Annotated in this window: 13 protein-coding genes and 1 tRNA gene; 1 reads left to right on the top strand and 13 read right to left on the bottom strand. The window is 50.1% G+C overall.

The features are described 5' to 3' along the window. Window positions 1-320 precede the first annotated feature (320 nt). Complete coding sequence (locus AACZ40_RS00455) at window positions 321-1592, top strand: lactonase family protein (protein ID WP_291171989.1); 1272 nt, start codon at window positions 321-323, stop codon at window positions 1590-1592. Window positions 1593-1696: 104 nt separating this feature from the next. Here AACZ40_RS00455 and AACZ40_RS00450 read toward each other — a convergent pair. The 13 genes from AACZ40_RS00450 to AACZ40_RS00390 all read right to left on the bottom strand — a co-directional run bounded on the left by AACZ40_RS00450 (window position 1697) and on the right by AACZ40_RS00390 (window position 16367). Continuing rightward, window positions 1697-1781: transfer RNA gene (locus AACZ40_RS00450), tRNA-Leu, on the bottom strand. 119 nt (window positions 1782-1900) lie between these two features. Next, window positions 1901-2686: an ATP-binding protein gene (locus tag AACZ40_RS00445; RefSeq protein ID WP_291171986.1), complete on the bottom strand. Its 786-nt coding sequence runs from the start codon at window positions 2684-2686 to the stop codon at window positions 1901-1903. A gap of 673 nt (window positions 2687-3359) precedes the next feature. Continuing rightward, complete coding sequence (locus tag AACZ40_RS00440) at window positions 3360-4364, bottom strand: glycosyltransferase (RefSeq protein ID WP_291171985.1); 1005 nt, start codon at window positions 4362-4364, stop codon at window positions 3360-3362. A 235-nt stretch (window positions 4365-4599) separates the two neighbouring features. Further along, window positions 4600-5826: a hypothetical protein gene (locus AACZ40_RS00435; RefSeq protein WP_291171983.1), complete on the bottom strand. Its 1227-nt coding sequence runs from the start codon at window positions 5824-5826 to the stop codon at window positions 4600-4602. A gap of 6 nt (window positions 5827-5832) precedes the next feature. Further along, on the bottom strand, window positions 5833-7107 hold the full coding sequence (locus AACZ40_RS00430; RefSeq protein WP_291171981.1) for a glycosyltransferase family 2 protein: 1275 nt from the start codon (window positions 7105-7107) through the stop codon (window positions 5833-5835). Continuing rightward, window positions 7104-7688, bottom strand: coding sequence for a serine acetyltransferase (locus AACZ40_RS00425; RefSeq protein WP_291171978.1), 585 nt, complete (start codon window positions 7686-7688; stop codon window positions 7104-7106). Before AACZ40_RS00425 ends, AACZ40_RS00430 begins: the two co-directional genes overlap by 4 nt. Window positions 7689-7737: 49 nt before the next feature. Next, on the bottom strand, window positions 7738-9144 hold the full coding sequence (locus AACZ40_RS00420; RefSeq protein ID WP_291171975.1) for a hypothetical protein: 1407 nt from the start codon (window positions 9142-9144) through the stop codon (window positions 7738-7740). Between the two features lie 28 nt (window positions 9145-9172). Beyond that, window positions 9173-9910, bottom strand: a complete 738-nt coding sequence (locus tag AACZ40_RS00415; RefSeq protein ID WP_291171972.1) for a polysaccharide deacetylase family protein — start codon at window positions 9908-9910, stop codon at window positions 9173-9175. Window positions 9911-9921: 11 nt separating this feature from the next. After that, window positions 9922-11172, bottom strand: coding sequence for a glycosyltransferase (locus tag AACZ40_RS00410; RefSeq protein ID WP_291171970.1), 1251 nt, complete (start codon window positions 11170-11172; stop codon window positions 9922-9924). Between the two features lie 43 nt (window positions 11173-11215). Beyond that, window positions 11216-12475: a GNAT family N-acetyltransferase gene (locus tag AACZ40_RS00405; protein ID WP_291171968.1), complete on the bottom strand. Its 1260-nt coding sequence runs from the start codon at window positions 12473-12475 to the stop codon at window positions 11216-11218. A 5-nt stretch (window positions 12476-12480) separates the two neighbouring features. After that, complete coding sequence (locus AACZ40_RS00400) at window positions 12481-13629, bottom strand: glycosyltransferase (RefSeq protein ID WP_291171966.1); 1149 nt, start codon at window positions 13627-13629, stop codon at window positions 12481-12483. A 23-nt stretch (window positions 13630-13652) separates the two neighbouring features. After that, window positions 13653-14759 (bottom strand): GNAT family N-acetyltransferase, encoded by a 1107-nt coding sequence (locus tag AACZ40_RS00395; protein WP_339672661.1) that lies wholly within the window; start codon window positions 14757-14759, stop codon window positions 13653-13655. A gap of 99 nt (window positions 14760-14858) precedes the next feature. Continuing rightward, the gene (locus AACZ40_RS00390) at window positions 14859-16367 is read right to left on the bottom strand and encodes an oligosaccharide flippase family protein (protein ID WP_291171960.1); all 1509 of its coding nucleotides are present in this window, start codon (window positions 16365-16367) and stop codon (window positions 14859-14861) included. Window positions 16368-16378: the final 11 nt, after the last annotated feature.

Below are 16378 nucleotides of genomic sequence, written 5' to 3'. Positions count from 1 at the left end.
GAACTCCGGGATTACACGTTTACGGACCAGATCCTGAACGTAATGGATCTCTGATAATAGAAGCTTTGTGCCTGCCTCCATTTCGATTCAGTAAGCCTCTCTGAATCAAAACAAGTGAACTAAGTCTATCCATGTGTGCTACTTGAGGCAAGTTAAATGCAGATAAAGAAGGGGCGATAGAACTAATCTGCTGTTTGATCTCAGACGTGAAATTGCATGTAGAATTATTGCTGTTAACAAATGCAATGCGTGGGCAATCATTATATTATAGTGGTCTGACTTCCTGGAAAAATTCACCACTGATTAAAGAAAACTCTCATATGAATCTGGTTGATCACTCACGTCGTTCCTTTCTGAAATCATCGCTGGTCCTGTCGACTTCGATTCCACTGTTCGCTGAACTGGCACAGGCAGAATCAAAGTCGTCCGACAAGCCGCTGATAGCTTATGTGGGTACCTTCAGTTCTCCGCTGCAGGACGTATTAGATACCCAGGTCGATCTGCCACCAGGAAACGGTCGCGGTATTCATCTTTTCGAAATCAATCGTAAGACCGGAGCAATGACGCCGGCAGGGATTCATCCCATGGGGACCAGCCCAAGTTGTCTGGCGGTCAATGCAGCAGGCACACATCTGTATTCTACAAATGAAACAGATCGCGTAGGAAAAGAGAAGCACGGCTCTGTCTCCGCATTCACGATTAACCGGGAAGATGGATCGCTGCAGCCTCTGAACACTGTGAACTCAGGTGGTGCAGGACCTACGTATGTGAGCATCCATCCTTCCGGACGATTTCTGCTGATCGCGAATTATTTTGGCGGCTCCGTGTCCGTGCTTCCCATTCTGGAAGATGGGAGCCTGGGGGAGGCGACCGATGTCAAAAACGATGCGGGAAAAATTGGTCCCACCACAGCTGTCAACGCACCGGAAGGCAGCTTTGCATTCAGTGGACATGATCGAACACACGCCCACATGATTCAGTCCGATCCCTCGGGACGTTTTGTACTGCACGTTGATTTGGGCCTCGATAAAATCTATATCTGGAGGTTCGATGAAAACACCGGAAAACTGACCGCCAATGATCCGCCTGCCATCTCACTCCCTCCCGGCGACGGGCCCCGTCATTTCCATTTTCATCCCAATGGGCGCTGGTTCTATTCCATTCAGGAAGAAGGTTCGACAATTGTCCTGTTTGATTATGATTCGAAAAGAGGAACGCTGTCTTCACGGCAGACCATTTCGACATTACCACCTGAATTTAAGGGCAGCAATTTCTGTTCAGAAATCCTGGTTTCGCCTGATGGAAAATTTGTCTACGCCGGTAACCGTCTGCATGACAGTATCGGCATATTTGCGGTTGGTCCCGAAGGCGAACTGACCTGGGTGGCTGATGAATGGACTCGGGGAAATTACCCGCGCAGTTTCAGTTTCGATCCGACTGGTAATTTCCTGTACTGTGGGAATCAACGGGCCGACAATATCGCCATCTTTCAGGTGAACACGAGCACTGGGAAGTTGAAATTCACCAATCACTACGCTGCCGTCGGCAACCCTTCGCATATCGTCTTTCTGGATCTGGCGGAAAAGCAGTAGTTGAACGGCGGTGAGACAGGTTCTTGAGATTTGAGGTGAACTAAAAAAACGAAAAACCCGACGGAAAGGGCATTTACGCCATTTCTTGTCGGGTTTTTATGTAGTACCGGAGGGGGGACTTGAACCCCCACGAGGTTTACCCTCACTGGATTTTGAATCCAGCGCGTCTGCCGATTCCGCCACTCCGGCCTGAGATTAAGATTATATAGTCTAACGCTTTAAGGAATTCAATGGAAATGCCCGAAAATCTCGCATTCCCTGCCGGCTCGTGCAATTGACTGCTGATTGACAGCAGCCCGCTTTCTACATCAGGCAGCTTCAATGGCTGCAGTAGAGAGAGGGAACTTGAGTGTGAATGCCGTTCCTTTACCAACGGCACTCTCCACACGGATGCGGCCGTGATGTGCTTCCATGACTTCTTTGGCCAGGGAAAGTCCTAAACCGGTTCCGCCCTGACCGTTTTCATCGGCTTCTTTGGTCGTGAAGAACTGATCAAAGATGTGATGCAGCCGTTCTGACGGGATACCGGCCCCGCTGTCACGTACGATGACTTCTGCCATATTGGCTTCTGCATTCAGTCGAACCGCCAGATCAAGTCGGCCTCCGGTAGGCATGGCCTGGCGTGCATTGACGATCAGATTGACAAGCACCTGTTGAATCTGGTTCGGATTGAGTACGACTTCCGGTTGGGCCTCAAAATGAGTGTGCAGGTTGACACGGTTCATGGAGAGATCTTTTTCGACCAGCGAGATGACACTTTTTACCAGTACGACCAGATCAACCGGTTCCTGTCGGCTTTCACTGCCTCGCGCGTAAGAAAGCATGCCGGTTGTGATTTTAGCAGCACGCTGACCAGCGGACAGGATTTTGTTAAACGCTTTCTCGCGACGTTCTTCTTCTTTATGTCGCAAGCCCAGTTTGGCGTAGTTAATGACAGTGGTCAGGATGTTATTGAATTCATGAGTAATGGAAGAGGCCAGTGCGCCGACAGAACTCATCTTCTGGGCATGGATTAACTGTTTCTGATAATCTTCGATTTGGGCTTCCAGTTCTTTGACCCGCTGCTCCAGTGATTCGATCGTTTGATTTGACATGAACCGCTTGCATCCTTGCCTGGCGATTGAGTGACTTATAGAAAACAGCGTCTCTTCGCTGATTCTGGAATACTGACTAATATAAGATATCGGCGTCTGCGATTCAGGACTCCAGATCGTCCCGGAAGTCGCGTTGAATGCCCTTGGAGAAATAGTCAGCAGGCTCCTGTTACTGGGAATAGACAGCATCGAGCAAATGGGGGAGATGGGGCCTGGTACCGGAAATCGCTCCCCTATAGTCTGCTGGTCTGCATTGTTTCCGGATCAGGTAGTTAGCAATGATTTTGTCTCAGATTAGTTTCTGCTTAAGTGGCTGTATGTCTTTTAATGACAGCGAGTTCAAGTTGAATTCCATATCAACGCAGTCGGAATGATTCTCTGCCGCGACTGCTGATTCCCTGACTCGTTGTCGTCCCGCAATGGGGAGGAATCGCTGACAATCCCTGTCTCAAAAGACAATTGGCACCAAGTGGAATAAGTTGCTTAATATTCCCAATGTGACACACTTGTGGGGATTGGTGAAGACGAATAGTTGGCAGTCCGGGCGAATGAACGCAATATTCCTGGCGGAGAGATTGAGTGAAAAAACGAGCAATCAGGAATGCCGCGTTTTGCTGGCGTGTCTGTAGATTCTCAAGCCTAAACGCTTCGACTGCAACAGGCGTTTAAAAAATTATGCGGCGATACGTTCTTCTGCCGGTCCCTGATCATCCTGCTGATCGGGGAGTTGACTTTTTCTCGCTGCTGTCTGAATGCGGTAGGCAATTTCTTTGGCGATTGCCTGGTTAAAGGCAATCTGAAACTGATGAAAAGAGAACTGGGCGGCACAACACCAGCCGATCACAGGCTGGCAGCGCTGTGGTCTGAGTTCCAGTTCACGGATGGCACTGGCGAGAGCAGAAACGGTATGTTCTTCAAAATAGATGCCACTTCCGAGGCTGTTCTGCTCAAAACAGATAACAGACCGGGCTGCTTCGCACCCGCCGTAGATCACGACAGGCGTGCCACAGCTTTGTGCTTCAATGGAGGAAAGATCGAAATCAACATCGCGAGGACAGATCACTGCCGAGCAGAGACGGTATTGATCTCGCAGTTGCTGGTCTTCCAGTGGTCCGAGTAATTCGACGAGTGGGTGATCTTGCAGATCCTGGGGAAGTTCCTCGGCGGTGATTCCCGCGATGGAGAGACTTTGTCCCAGTTCCTGACAGGCGCTCACGGCCAGTTGATCGGCAGCAGTCCACTGTCCATCGACAACCAGCAGGTAAAATTCATTTCTCTGGTCAAATCCGGAACAGAAAAAATCGGTATCGACGGGAGGTTTGACGAACGAGGTAAATCGATCCCGATTCTGATTCTGGAGTGTCTTCGTGGGTACGACAAATTCCACTTCAGTCAGACTGTTGATGAGCTGCTGATTGAGGGGAGCCTGATTACTGGAACGGGGCTCCAGGTAACACATATGTAGCTGATGCGCTTTGCTTTGGATGGAAGCAGCGGCTTCGAGGCTGGTGCTGATAATCAGATCGGATTCAACTGAATTGATATCCCGCGCAGGAGAAAACCCGGTACCAAATCGGGCAATCGTTGATGAGTGAGGCCATGCCTGATTCAGTGCTTCCCAAATACAGTACTCGATACGAGTATGTGATACACCGGTATGCACTAATGTGACACTCATTTTGTTTCCTCCTTGAAACGTTGAGGAGTCAGTAGGGAATTCTATCGTGATCTAACCAGCAGTGCGCTTGCCGGTATTTTGATATCGAATGAGAAGACAGGAAGTCTGAAGGGGGAGTTTTGAGCATCTCACCTTCGGCGCAGATCTTGACAAAACTTAATATTCTGGTCAATCCGAATTTGTTCAGAAACAGGATCCGGCAGAGATCACGCAAAAAATAGAATGAAAACCTTCTTTATTTACTACTGCTGAACGCTGGTAAGTCAGTCTTCTCCAGCGGTTTAACGGGATGCAGTGAGTGCTCGTGGATCGCGTCAAAATCAGGAATCGCCACTCCCTGTTCTGCCTGGTGAATCAGGGCAGCCATTTCCCAGGCGGTGACATAGTAATATTTCCATTCCGGATGCCGTTCCGCTTCCGCGCGGAGCTCTGTGTGAAACGCTACTGTTTCCGGTCCCAGCAGGGTGTCAATATTTCCTGGTTTGGCCCCATGGGTGTGAAGTTTGATGAACGTCCAGTCGGGACGCCCTGTTACATGTACGTCAGCCGCAAGCCAGTGCTGTAGCCGATTGACTGTTCCAGGACGTCCGGCGTGCAGATCAGAATTTTCAATGCGGGGCATCACTCCCCATTTTCGTTGACTCCAGTCAAGTCGTAATGGCCCCTGGATCATGAGCAAGCTGTCTGACTCAGGTGTCTGACCGACCTGTGCGTGAACTCCCTGGTTCTGTGATTTCCGTTCACCGGGGCAGTTTTTTGCGTAATAGATGCTGTTGATAATCTCGGTCTGAGTATTGCTGGGGGCAGACGGCATGGTCAGGTCGGCATAACAGCCGGTTTCCAGCAGGATATCAATCTCATTGTCCACGCCACACCAGCGACCATCGGGTCGGGAGTTACAAAGCGCCCAGTTTCCGTGAATAAAGCTGTAGAGAATCTCGCCTGTCTGTGGATCTTTTCTCAGCAGGCCATGCCTGTCAAAGAGCGTCTCGCGAAACTCGTTCATTTTCTGCCTCAGCCCCTCTGCAGAATCGTGATCATGATGCAGGTGGATCTCCACATCTCCGTATCCCTGTTTACACAGCGAAGCCAGCCGGTTCAGATACTCCGGCGCATACTGGTCCTGTGGATAGAAGAAGGTATGTTGTGGCACCTGTCCCCGTGAATCACTGAACTGGGAAAAACGAGACGGATATTCTTCACACCAGCGATCAACGCGGGCGATGGCCTCCGCTTTGGTCGGGTTTCCCCATTCCGGTTCAAAGTGGTCACAGACCGCTATGAAAATATGCCGGGGTTGTTCCGGGCTGAACGAGACTTTCGGGTCTCGTCGTTTGGCAGACAGATACGCTGGAAGCCAGTACTGCATGTTCCGGGCCCGGATGGCACACCAGACCGCAGCCGCCAGGACGAGCAGCAGGGAAATACAAATCGAAACATAGATTACTGATAACGGGGACATGATGGTTCAGCTTTTGATAAAGGGAATAGTATCAGCGGGCATTGTTTCAGCATCGCTGACAATGGGCTCTGCTTCCGGGATTTCCTGATCGTTTACTGGAACTGCAGCAGGTTGGCTGCGTTCGGTACGTTCCCAGATGCCACTTTGCCTGGTAAAAAGAAAGCGAAACAGGCCAATCCCTAATGCCAGATTCATCTGCACGAACATCCCTGGGACGCGGCAGAGTTTTAACAGGCGACTGCTGCCATCCAGCTTCATACCAATGAAAGCAGAAGCATAAAACAGGATCTGCAGCGACAGTGTTGCCTGGTACAGCGGTTGATTTAATAAAAACAGGTTACACAAAAATGCCAGGGCCATAAAGACCGGACAAAACCAGCGCAACAGTTTGTGAGACCAGAACGCAAAAGAAATCGTACCGTAACGGGGATGCAAGAGTCCCTTCAGATGTTTCAGGCTCTGGAAGGCACCGGTGCCAATACGGATACGGCGTTTAAATTCGGCTTGAACAGAAGTGGCAGATTCTTCCACGGCGAACGCGGTTTCATCGTGGATGAGACGTTGTCCTGCGAGATGAACCCGCATGCCGATCAGGAAATCGTCAATGATGGTATCGGCTGGAATTGGCTGGTAGAGTGATTTTTTTAATGCATAGAGAGCACCATTCACGCCGAGGACTGCTCCGAGACGGGTCTCGCAATGCTTGAGGAAATTTTCGTATTTCCAGTACAGGCCGTCCACATTTTTTCCGGTCTCTGAATCTTCCAGAACGAGCTGCCCGCAGACGCAGCCAGTTGATTCTTCCTGAAAATGCCGCACCATCTGTTTGAGGCACTGGGGATCCATGTTGGTGTTTGCGTCAGAAAAAACAAGAATCTCTCCTGAAGCCTGGGGAACACAATCATTCAGCACAGATGCTTTACCGCGACGTTGTTCGAACTGAATCAGCCGAATCTGATCATTGCCATAAGCGCTGACAAGCTCTCCTGTCAGATCTTCATTGCCATCACAGCCGATCAGGATTTCCAGTTTGGAAGAGGGATAATCGAGTCTGGCAAGATTGTTAAGGCGTTCGAGTATCACTGCTTCTTCACGATACGCGGCGATGATGATTGAAACCCGGGGCAGAGAACCGGCGTCAACGGGTTCCTGTTCTTTCGAGTTCAGTTGTCTGGATTTATTTCGTGCCAGCATCCAGATTACCAGTGGGTAACCGATGTAGGAAAAACCGATCAGAAACAGGGTGGTCCAGAACAGGCTCTCGATCAGAAGAGGGCTCATAGGGGTGATCCTTTCTGAAATTGCTTATAAGGGAGTTCAGCCTGGTTCACTTCAATCTGTTGGACCGGCTGATTTTCATGATGAATTTTAATTACCCGCGCCGGGATACCGCCGACGGTTGTGTATGAATCGACGTTTTTAACGACAACAGCATTCGCGCCGACTTTGGAATGCGATCCCAGCTGGATTCCACCAATGATTCTGGCTCCTGCACCGATAAAGATGTCAGAGCCGAGTTCGGGGGAGATGTTGCGTTCAGCGCCGATGGTGACCTGGTGTTCGAGTTTGATATCATCCCCCGCTTTCACAGAACCATTAATCACGATTCCCTGGCTGTGGATGATCACAAATCGTCTTCCAAAACTGGCACCTCGACCAATAATGCACTGGCAGAAAATGGCATTGCATTTATTGAAAATCATGGAAAGCGGGAACAGCTTCCATGAATCAGACCACTGCATCAGCCGGTACCACAGCATCGCCATCGTACCATCCGTCAGGCAGGTTTTAAGCAGGCTGCGATAGGTGATGTTTCCGTAACACCATTCTGATTTTGCTTTCAGGTCTTCCCAGAACTTCATAGTCTGCTCACTTCGTTTTCACTGATATAGAGGGGATTCATCGTTTTGATCAGACGCTGCTGTTCACCAGCTGGTTCAACAGGTCTGCCAGTTGCCCTGCCTGGTATTCCCGCTTGAACTGATTAATCTGTTCCGGCTGAGAAATAGAGGCGTCATGCGTCTCTGTCAGTCGCTCTGTGAGCCAGTCAGCAATTCCGGAAACATTGTCTGCCCGAAAATTGGAAGCAGGCCAGAAACTGCCGAGGATATCAGCCGTCTCACCTGCAGGAGTGATTGACAGGATTTCCCGTTTGATGGCCAGATATTCAAACAGTTTAGCCGGCGCGACCCGGTCGGCTCCTTCGACATCACTGAGCAGCAGGCAGAGGGCGTCGGCATGTGACATCTTTTTCAATGCTTCGTGATGGGCACAGTATTCTTCCGAGACCAGGGTGCAGGCCGTCTGTTTGATCCGTTCCAGTAGCGCCAGTTGTTCCGGGGTTTTTCTGCCAATGAACTGCAGTTCCAGATTTTTCAGAATCTCAGGCTGTGAACGATGAACGGCTTCCAGCGCGTGAATCAGTGGCTCGACGGTAGTCAGATTCCAGAGTGTGCCGGTGTAGACAATGCGAAAACGTTTCTGCGCTGTACAGGGATGTTTTTTTAGAGGTTCATCCAGATGATCAAAATCATCCATATCGAAGCCGTTGTAGATGCATTTGCCGATGGCATCTGTACCGGACTGATGTGCGCGGTCGAGAAGTCGTTGTGTGCTGGCCTTGGTGGTCGCAACGATGGCATCAGCGTGTTTCATGACCGATTTCTGCAATCGGGACTGGATCAGATGCGAAACCCTGTCCTGCTGATGATTTTCCAGATACTTGCTGCTCAGGTCCCATTCGTCTCTGAAATCCACAATGAGCGGCAGCCCCGAGATCCGTTTCAGTTTGCTGGCAAGAATCAGATTGGAGTAGGGGGGCGCGGTCGCCAGAATGGCATCGTGCTGCATTTCTTTCAGCAGTTTTCTGCCTGCTTTCAGTGCATTGGGATACCAGAGGATTTGTGCATCAGGCTGGAGTAACAGCCCGGCACCCGACCTGGCGATTTTACGGCAGGCTGATTTGAGAGGCGACAGCAGGCTGGCGGATTGATGATTCTGGTTTTTGCTGGCCATATTCTTTTTGAGAGAGTAATCCGGTTCCCAGGTACGGGCTTTGACCAGATTCGTCTCTTCCGGAATATCGATCAGCAGGCTGTTGTCAAAAACAGGGACCGAGGGATTGGCGGCCATCAGCACACTGACATCCCAGCCGAATTTGCGCAGATATTTGACGAATTTTACAGGACGCTGTACGCCAGCGCCACCTACAGGCGGGAAGTGATAGCTGACCAGCAGCAGACGTTTCCGTGCTCCTTCCGGTAATAGATTTTCCCGGGGATCAGAAGTACCGGTCGGCCGTGTGATAATGGTGGACATGGTGTCGGTGTTCCTTCAATATTCAATCTCAGGCGCAGGCCTGTGGTGTTCGCGTGGAGTGCTGTGTTTTATTATCAATCCAGTAGCTGACTGGATGAGACTGGATGCGGGTGTGCTGTGCTTCTGAGAGCAGGCGGACCGCTTCGATTGCATAGGGGTGATTGTCATGCAGCAGGCAGAAATTTCCCCTGGCGGGCTGATAGTTCTGACACCAGTCCGTCATTTCCGAATTGTCGTGCATCAGATAATCGCGGGGATCGGTATCCCAGAGGACGACAGTGCGTCGTTGTCGCCAGAGTCCCAGCAGTTTACCGAAATTCAGTTTGCCTTTCGGCGGGCGAACCAGGTTTGTTTTCCTGCCGGTAATCTGCTCCAGGATTTGATCGGTCTGCTGGATTTCAGTAAGAAAGTCATGTGTGCTTGTCCGGGCCGGTTCGGAATGTGTCAACGTATGGTTACCGAGTTCATGGCCTTCCCGAACAATACGTTCAACCAGTTGAGGATATAGCCGTGCCTTTTCACCGATGACAAAAAACGTGGCCTGTTGCTGATATCGCTGCAGGGCGTCAAGCAGTTGGGGCGTGTGTTCGGGGTGGGGGCCATCATCGAAAGTCAAGGCAATGTTGATGAGTTGTCGATGCTCAGAATGACAGCATTTACTTGCGGTAGATAAATCCCCGTGATCGCCAGCGCCATGAACTACATACAGTCTCCGTGGAATCACTGCGGGTATCGTGTTCTTGACGAATTGACGAATGATATTCATGGCGGCTGTTTTCAAATCTGCTGTTTTGTTTTGTTGTCTTTACTCTGGTAAGACGATCGTGTTTTCTGTTGTCCGGTCAAGCCCGCTGTGTAATGGGTACTGCAGTCTGATAGAATCTGACTGATCTGCAGTGACGACTCATTCCATGACATTGGTTCAAAACTCCGTTGTTCACAAGGAGTATTTGCTTCTAATATTTCCGTGAGTGCCACAGCCAGTTCGTTTGAATTGTCAGCCGTTACCAGTCGATCACAGTTCAAGTCTGCAATTTCGGGAATTCCACCCACATGACTGGCCACAAACGGTTTGCCGCAGGAAATTGCTTCCAGCAGAACATTGGGTATCCCTTCTGAAAGGCTGGGTACTGCGATGACATCCGCTGCACGATACCAGTCCACCAGTCGGTGTTGCTGTTGTGATCCTTTTAACTGGAAGAATTCTCCCAGTCCTTTTTGTTCGATCATTTGTAACAATGATGATTCCAGAGAACCGTTACCTAAAACATAGCACGTAAAATGCGTGCCCACTTTACTTATTTTCTCACAGGCCTGCAGGAGTACAGTGTGCCCTTTAACAGGTTCCAGACGCCCCACACTGACAATGATTTTTCGGTCTACCGGAAGCCCCAGACGTTCCCGGGCGGCACGCTGATCGCCGGGACTGAACAGTTCCCGATCGACGCCACGGTAGACAGTATGAATTTTCTCAGGGTGCACCTGCAGCTGTTTCACAGCATTTCTGATGTCATTGCTGACAGTAATCACGCCATCGGCCTGCTGTAGCACATTTTGAATGGCACGTTTCCTGCTCCGGTTTTGTGTGAGCAGCAGCACATCACTGCCTCCGGTCATGACGACGACAGGAATCCCATGTTCACGGGCTGCTTTGACGGCCACTTCACCATCCGGATGTAACCAGTAAGACAGGATAATATCCGGTTGAAAACGGGAGATGGTGCGCTGCAGGCTCCGGTGCAGTGACCATGACAAAAACTGTCCATAATGCTGATGCAGGATTTTCGGCGGGTAGTAGAACCGCGGGTACTCCACCGTGAGCTGTTCTCTGTTTTCAACGGAGGTCCACGCGCGATTGATTGCTGCTCTGTGTTTGAGGAGATGCGAGAATTCTTCAATCCAGGGGACCGGTGTGATGACATGCACCCGATGCACCTGGGAAAGCGATTCAATCATGGATCTGTTGAACGTACCTTTCCCGTGCTGTAACGGGTTTGGAAACACGTTGGAAAGAAATAAAATTTTCATGGCAGGCCTGACTTCAGTAGATAAATTCGTAGTTGCTCATTTACTAACGACTGCCCAGTTTTCGATAACGCACCAGTTGACGTACTGCAGTATAAATACCGGAAGTTTTCAGGGCATTTCTTGAAACCCGGTCAATCCAGCAGGAAAGCTTCAGATAATTGAGCAGACTTTTATTCCGCAAGGACGCAGGGATCAGCAATACGGATCGACTCCGGGTTGTTTCGGAACAGTATCGTTGCTTGTATTCCGCATCCCCGGTTCCAAAATCAAATGTACGGGGAGTGTCGAAAGAGATCAGATCTTCCAGAATCAGCAGCAGTAAAGTTTCTCCGGGGGAAACTCTGGCATAATCCAGATCAAATCCAAATTCCAGATCATGATATATTCCTCGGTGCTGACTGCCAATTTTGAACGCAACCGGCTGGTCCTGATCCATCAGCAGGTAGGAACGTAAGGAGTCATTTAACGCAAAAAACATCAGTTCTTCGAGTTCTTTGTCACTGTTTTTTACTCGCAGTCCCAGACGCTGGGTCTGCCAGGTGTTCCTGGAGATCCGGTGTGCCGCATCAAGGAAATCAGCGACCTGGTCGGGGCGCGTGATGCGGACCAGTTTCAGATTTGAGTTGTCTCGTATTAATTTGCGATGCTTTCGCCGCGATTTGGAACGAAACTGGTTCCAGTAATCTTCCGGGTTTTCCGGAAACTGAATCAGGCACCGTGATTGAAAACCGGTATGGGAATAACTCAAGCAATGAGGGGACAGTTGAAACAGTGATTGATTGAGTGGTTCATCAATCAGAATATCTTCTAACAGCAGATACCTGCCTGCGGTTTGACCACAGAATGAGAGAGTCGCTTCCAGGAGAAATTTCTGAAAGGCATGATCGTGCTGATAGTCTTCTGCAATCAGAAATCGTTTACCATACAGAAAGTATCCGTGTATTTGTCTGGCCGGACCGAAGCCCCGCAGTACTTTAGTACTGATGGATTTCGGGAGAAGAATTCCTGCGGCAACAGGTTTGTTTCCCTGTCGGCACAAGATCAGGTGGCCATTTATCGAGGGCTGACTCCTCTGCAGCAGGGGAGCAATGCGCAGGACGTGATCGGGGTGCTGTTCAAGATCGGAATGGGGATCGTTCTGAAACAGTTCCTTCCAGTTCTGGTAGTGTTCAGAGACTGCTGTGAACTGGTCGGGAGTCAGAGGATAAATGCGAATCTGCAGCGATTCAAAGCCCGTGGGATTCAGATCTGCTTCACTTGCCTTGCTGGCTTTCTGTTGTTTGTCAATCAAATCAGGTTGCATGGCGATTAACCTTTTACAGAAGTGTTTAAAATATCGAGATACAGTTTTTCGTAATCTTTGATCATGGTGCGGATGTTAAAATATTGTTCAACGCGCTGGCGTGCCCGCCTGCCGATCTCTGTCCACTGACTTTGATTCTGGCACATCTGGACCAGGGCCGATGCCAGGAGGGCAGGGTTTGCAGAGGGAACCAGCGCCCCGGTTTCCGGCTGTTGTACAATTTCCGGGTTTCCGCCAACCTGTGTTGCAACGACAGGCAGACCGACTGACATGGCTTCCAGTAGTGTGAGTGAAATGCCTTCTGTCAGTGATGAGGAAACATAAAAGCCGGCCTGGCTGAGTAATTGGGGAATGTCATTGCGTTCCCCCAGAAATTCGACATGGGTTGTCAGGTGCAGTTCGGCGGCAATCTGTTCGAGCCTTTCTCGTTCCGGTCCGTCTCCGACGATGAGCAGACGAAACTGTGGAATCTGCTGTAAGACCTGTTTTACAGCATGAAGCATGGTGCCCAGATCTTTTTCAGGTGAAAGTCGAGAAACGGTGATTGCCGTCAGTTTGTCAGCAGGGCCGGTAAAGACAAACCGGTCGACATCGATCCCATTCCAGATGCGAGTTACTTTGCTGTCATCCAGCCAGCCGATTTTTTTACAGCGCAGACCGGTATCATCCGAAACGGGAACCACGCGGTCAGAAAAGCGGCTGGCGATAGAGAACTGCATGCGTTCACTGAGTGTCTCTCCAAATCGTCTGCCATGACGCGATTGAACAGTCACGGGGATACGCGACCGGTAAGCGGCCAGGCTGCCATAAAAATGAGGATAGGCATTGTGCGTATGCAGCAGATCGTAGTCCCTCTGGTTCAGGAAATCAGACAACTGTCTGATCTTTGCGAGTTTTCCCCGCGCGGTCAGTGGAAACTGGATCACCGGACATCCCATCTGTTGAATTTCTTCCGCCGGAGCGCCAGTCTCTCCCAGTACGATAAACTCCAGTTCGAATCGTTGACGGTCATGAAAGCGGGCGAAATCGACCAACAGGCGTTCCAGACCTCCTGTGCAGAGCGTCAGGCTCAAGTGACAGACGCGCAGCCGTTTCCCGGCAGGTGGATTCTGGTTCGCAGCCTCTATGGTTTTCGTAACTTCGATTGTGCTCATTGTGAGATTTCCAGTGGGTCGAATTATTCCTGATCTGCTTTGCGGATCAGGTTCATGGTCTGTTTGATTTTTCGTAATGCATTCAGAGCGGTAAACTTCCAGCGTGGACGCTGTATTTGAGCCCAGGTCAGGTAGCTGTGATGCGTACTCATTTTCTGTTTATGATGACTGTTGCCGGCGAGAAAGTCGTAAGCGTCAAATCCACGCTGGAAGCATTCTTCGATACACAGGTAATCCGTGATCACGCCCGGACTGAGTTTGCCGCAATATTCGGCAGAACCACCCTGGTAGCAGAGCACACGATTCCGGTCGATCAGGACCTGGACACAACCAATCACTTCGTTTTCGATCTTGACGCGAAACAGTCCCATCTGGCCGGTGGGAATCAGTTTACGGATCAACGCTTTATGAAAATTTGTAAATCGCTGGCTGGCATAGGATCCGGGTTCTCCTTCTTTCTCCCAGCGGGTCTGATGTAAACTGACCAGATCTGCAAAGATGGATTCTGCCTGTTCAATGGATTCCGCCCATTCGGTTGTCAGATTTCCATAGGTTTTCATGTTCTTACGTAGATTTTTCCGGGTGGAATAGCCGAAACCGGAAATCACTTCGCGCTCTTCTTCGCGAATCAGCTTCAGATCGAAATAGCGACTCTCAATTTTTCGAACCGATGTATCTGGCAGAGAGAGATTCCATTCTTCGAGCTCGGCGCTGGCAAAACCATCAAAATACAGGGAATCCCATGTCGGGTTATCAGCAAGCAGTTCGAGCAGTGCCTGCATGAATGCGGGCTGATCGGCGGGGGGAATCAACAGCGAGTTGTATTCCACACAGACGCTGTCTGTCGCTGGTTCACCGGCAGTTCCCAGGTGCAGGGTGTTAACAGGCAGCGGACCATCAAACTGTTCTACCCCCTGTGTCAGCAGGCAGATACCACAAGGCGCATTGTTCCGAGAGGCAACGACAAACGAATAGGGTAATAAGTCGCCAAAATGTTCGATCCAGGTTGAAGTCCAGACCGCGGAACACATCAGCGGAACAGCGTCCAGTTGTGCTTCCAGCGTTCGCCAGATCTGCAGGCAGTCCTGCGTCTGGTCTTTCTCACGCACATGCAGTGAGAGTGGTTCCAAAACATCAGATCCAGATTGGTTTTCCGAATTCTGTGTACGCTGTTGATCGAGACAGTTAATCGTAGTCATAGTAATGCTCATCATGAATATTTTAAAGAACTAAGAATTGATCGATTCAGGAACAGACCGATGCAGCAGTAATGCTCCTTTTTCAATAATCAGCCAGGTTCCCAGCAGAAAGACACCCCCTCCGGCGGCAACTCCTGCCAGGATGGCCCATGAGTTTCGAATTTCAAAAAACTGTGGTAAGTAGTAGGAATAACCCAGCAATACCAGGAGTGGTGCTAAAGTTGGCGCAATGGCCGTTCGCAGCAGTTGACCAGCCGAGATATTCAGTTTTTTCATCGCGTAAGGCAGGATGATTCCCAGCTCGGCGATGAAAATGGGAATTGCCGTTCCCAGTGCTACACCGATCAGGCCCAGTGACTGAATCAGGATCAGTGAGAGGATCAGGTTGGTGATGGCTTCACAGATATAAATCAACGAAGGCACTTTGACATGCCCCATCCCGTACAGCACGGAGCGGAAGGTTGAGACCGGTAATGCGATGATGCGGGCACCCAGCAGAATCATCAGAATAATATGACTTTCCGGGTAACCCGGTCCGATCCAGGTATTGATCAGGGTGGTACCAAAGAAGCAGACACCGATAAAGAATCCGGTAACAAGCAGAAAAGAGAGCGAGACCCCATTCAATACCAGCTTCTGCAATGCCCGGTGTTCGTCGTTGGCGTGCAGTTCACCAGCCCGGGGCATAAAGACTTTTCCGATTTGTGCAATCGGCATATTAATAAATTGTGTGAGTCGCAATGCGATATAGTAGGGAACGATCATGGCCGGGCTGAAAAAGATCCCGATCAGGATCGAATCGGTGGCTTCGATCAAAGTCCAGGCAATGGCATCTATAAATGCGAAACCACTGAATGAACCACATTCTTTGAGGATGCGCCAATCCAGGTATTTGCGTCCGATCCGAAACGTTTTCACCTGGCGAAACGCAAAATAACATTGACCGATATTTTCAACGAGTGTGATGGTAAAGAAAATCAGGGCAATCGTCAGCAGCCCCCATTCCGCTTTCAGGAACATTAGCGTCAGCACCAGTCGCAGCAGAGCACCGGTCAGGTTGATGCCGCGCTCTATATCAAACCGCTGAATGCCCATCAGTATGCCGCCAAACACGCTGCCTGCCATGCCGAAAAATACATTCAGTCCGAGAATCAGAATGACCAGCCTGATTTCAAATAAGGAGATCGCGCCCCAGTCGCTGATGTGGGGAGCCAGCCAGGCGATGATGCCTGCCGTCACTAATGCCAGACTTCCCATTCCCAGGTAAATTACAAATATCACATTGGAAACATGGTTGAGCCGATCCCAGTCCTGTTTCGCGTGATAATGAGCCACGTAACGACTGATGGTCTGGCCAAATCCCAGGTAGAGCAACCCGGAATATCCGGCGATGGCATTAATGAAGATCCAACTGCCATACTGCGCATCGCCGAGGATATGCAGGACGTATGGCATCAGGAATACGCCGATCACGAGGCTCACTCCATGATTGAGCCATGTCGCACACAAATTCATTTTGATTGATCGACGTTGATTCATCGTGTTATTTT

The sequence above is a fragment of the uncultured Gimesia sp. genome, from assembly GCF_963972345.1.
Taxonomy (GTDB): Bacteria; Planctomycetota; Planctomycetia; order Planctomycetales; family Planctomycetaceae; genus Gimesia.
The sequence above is the reverse complement of the archived record's forward strand: the minus strand, read 5'-3'. Positions and strand labels throughout refer to the sequence as shown.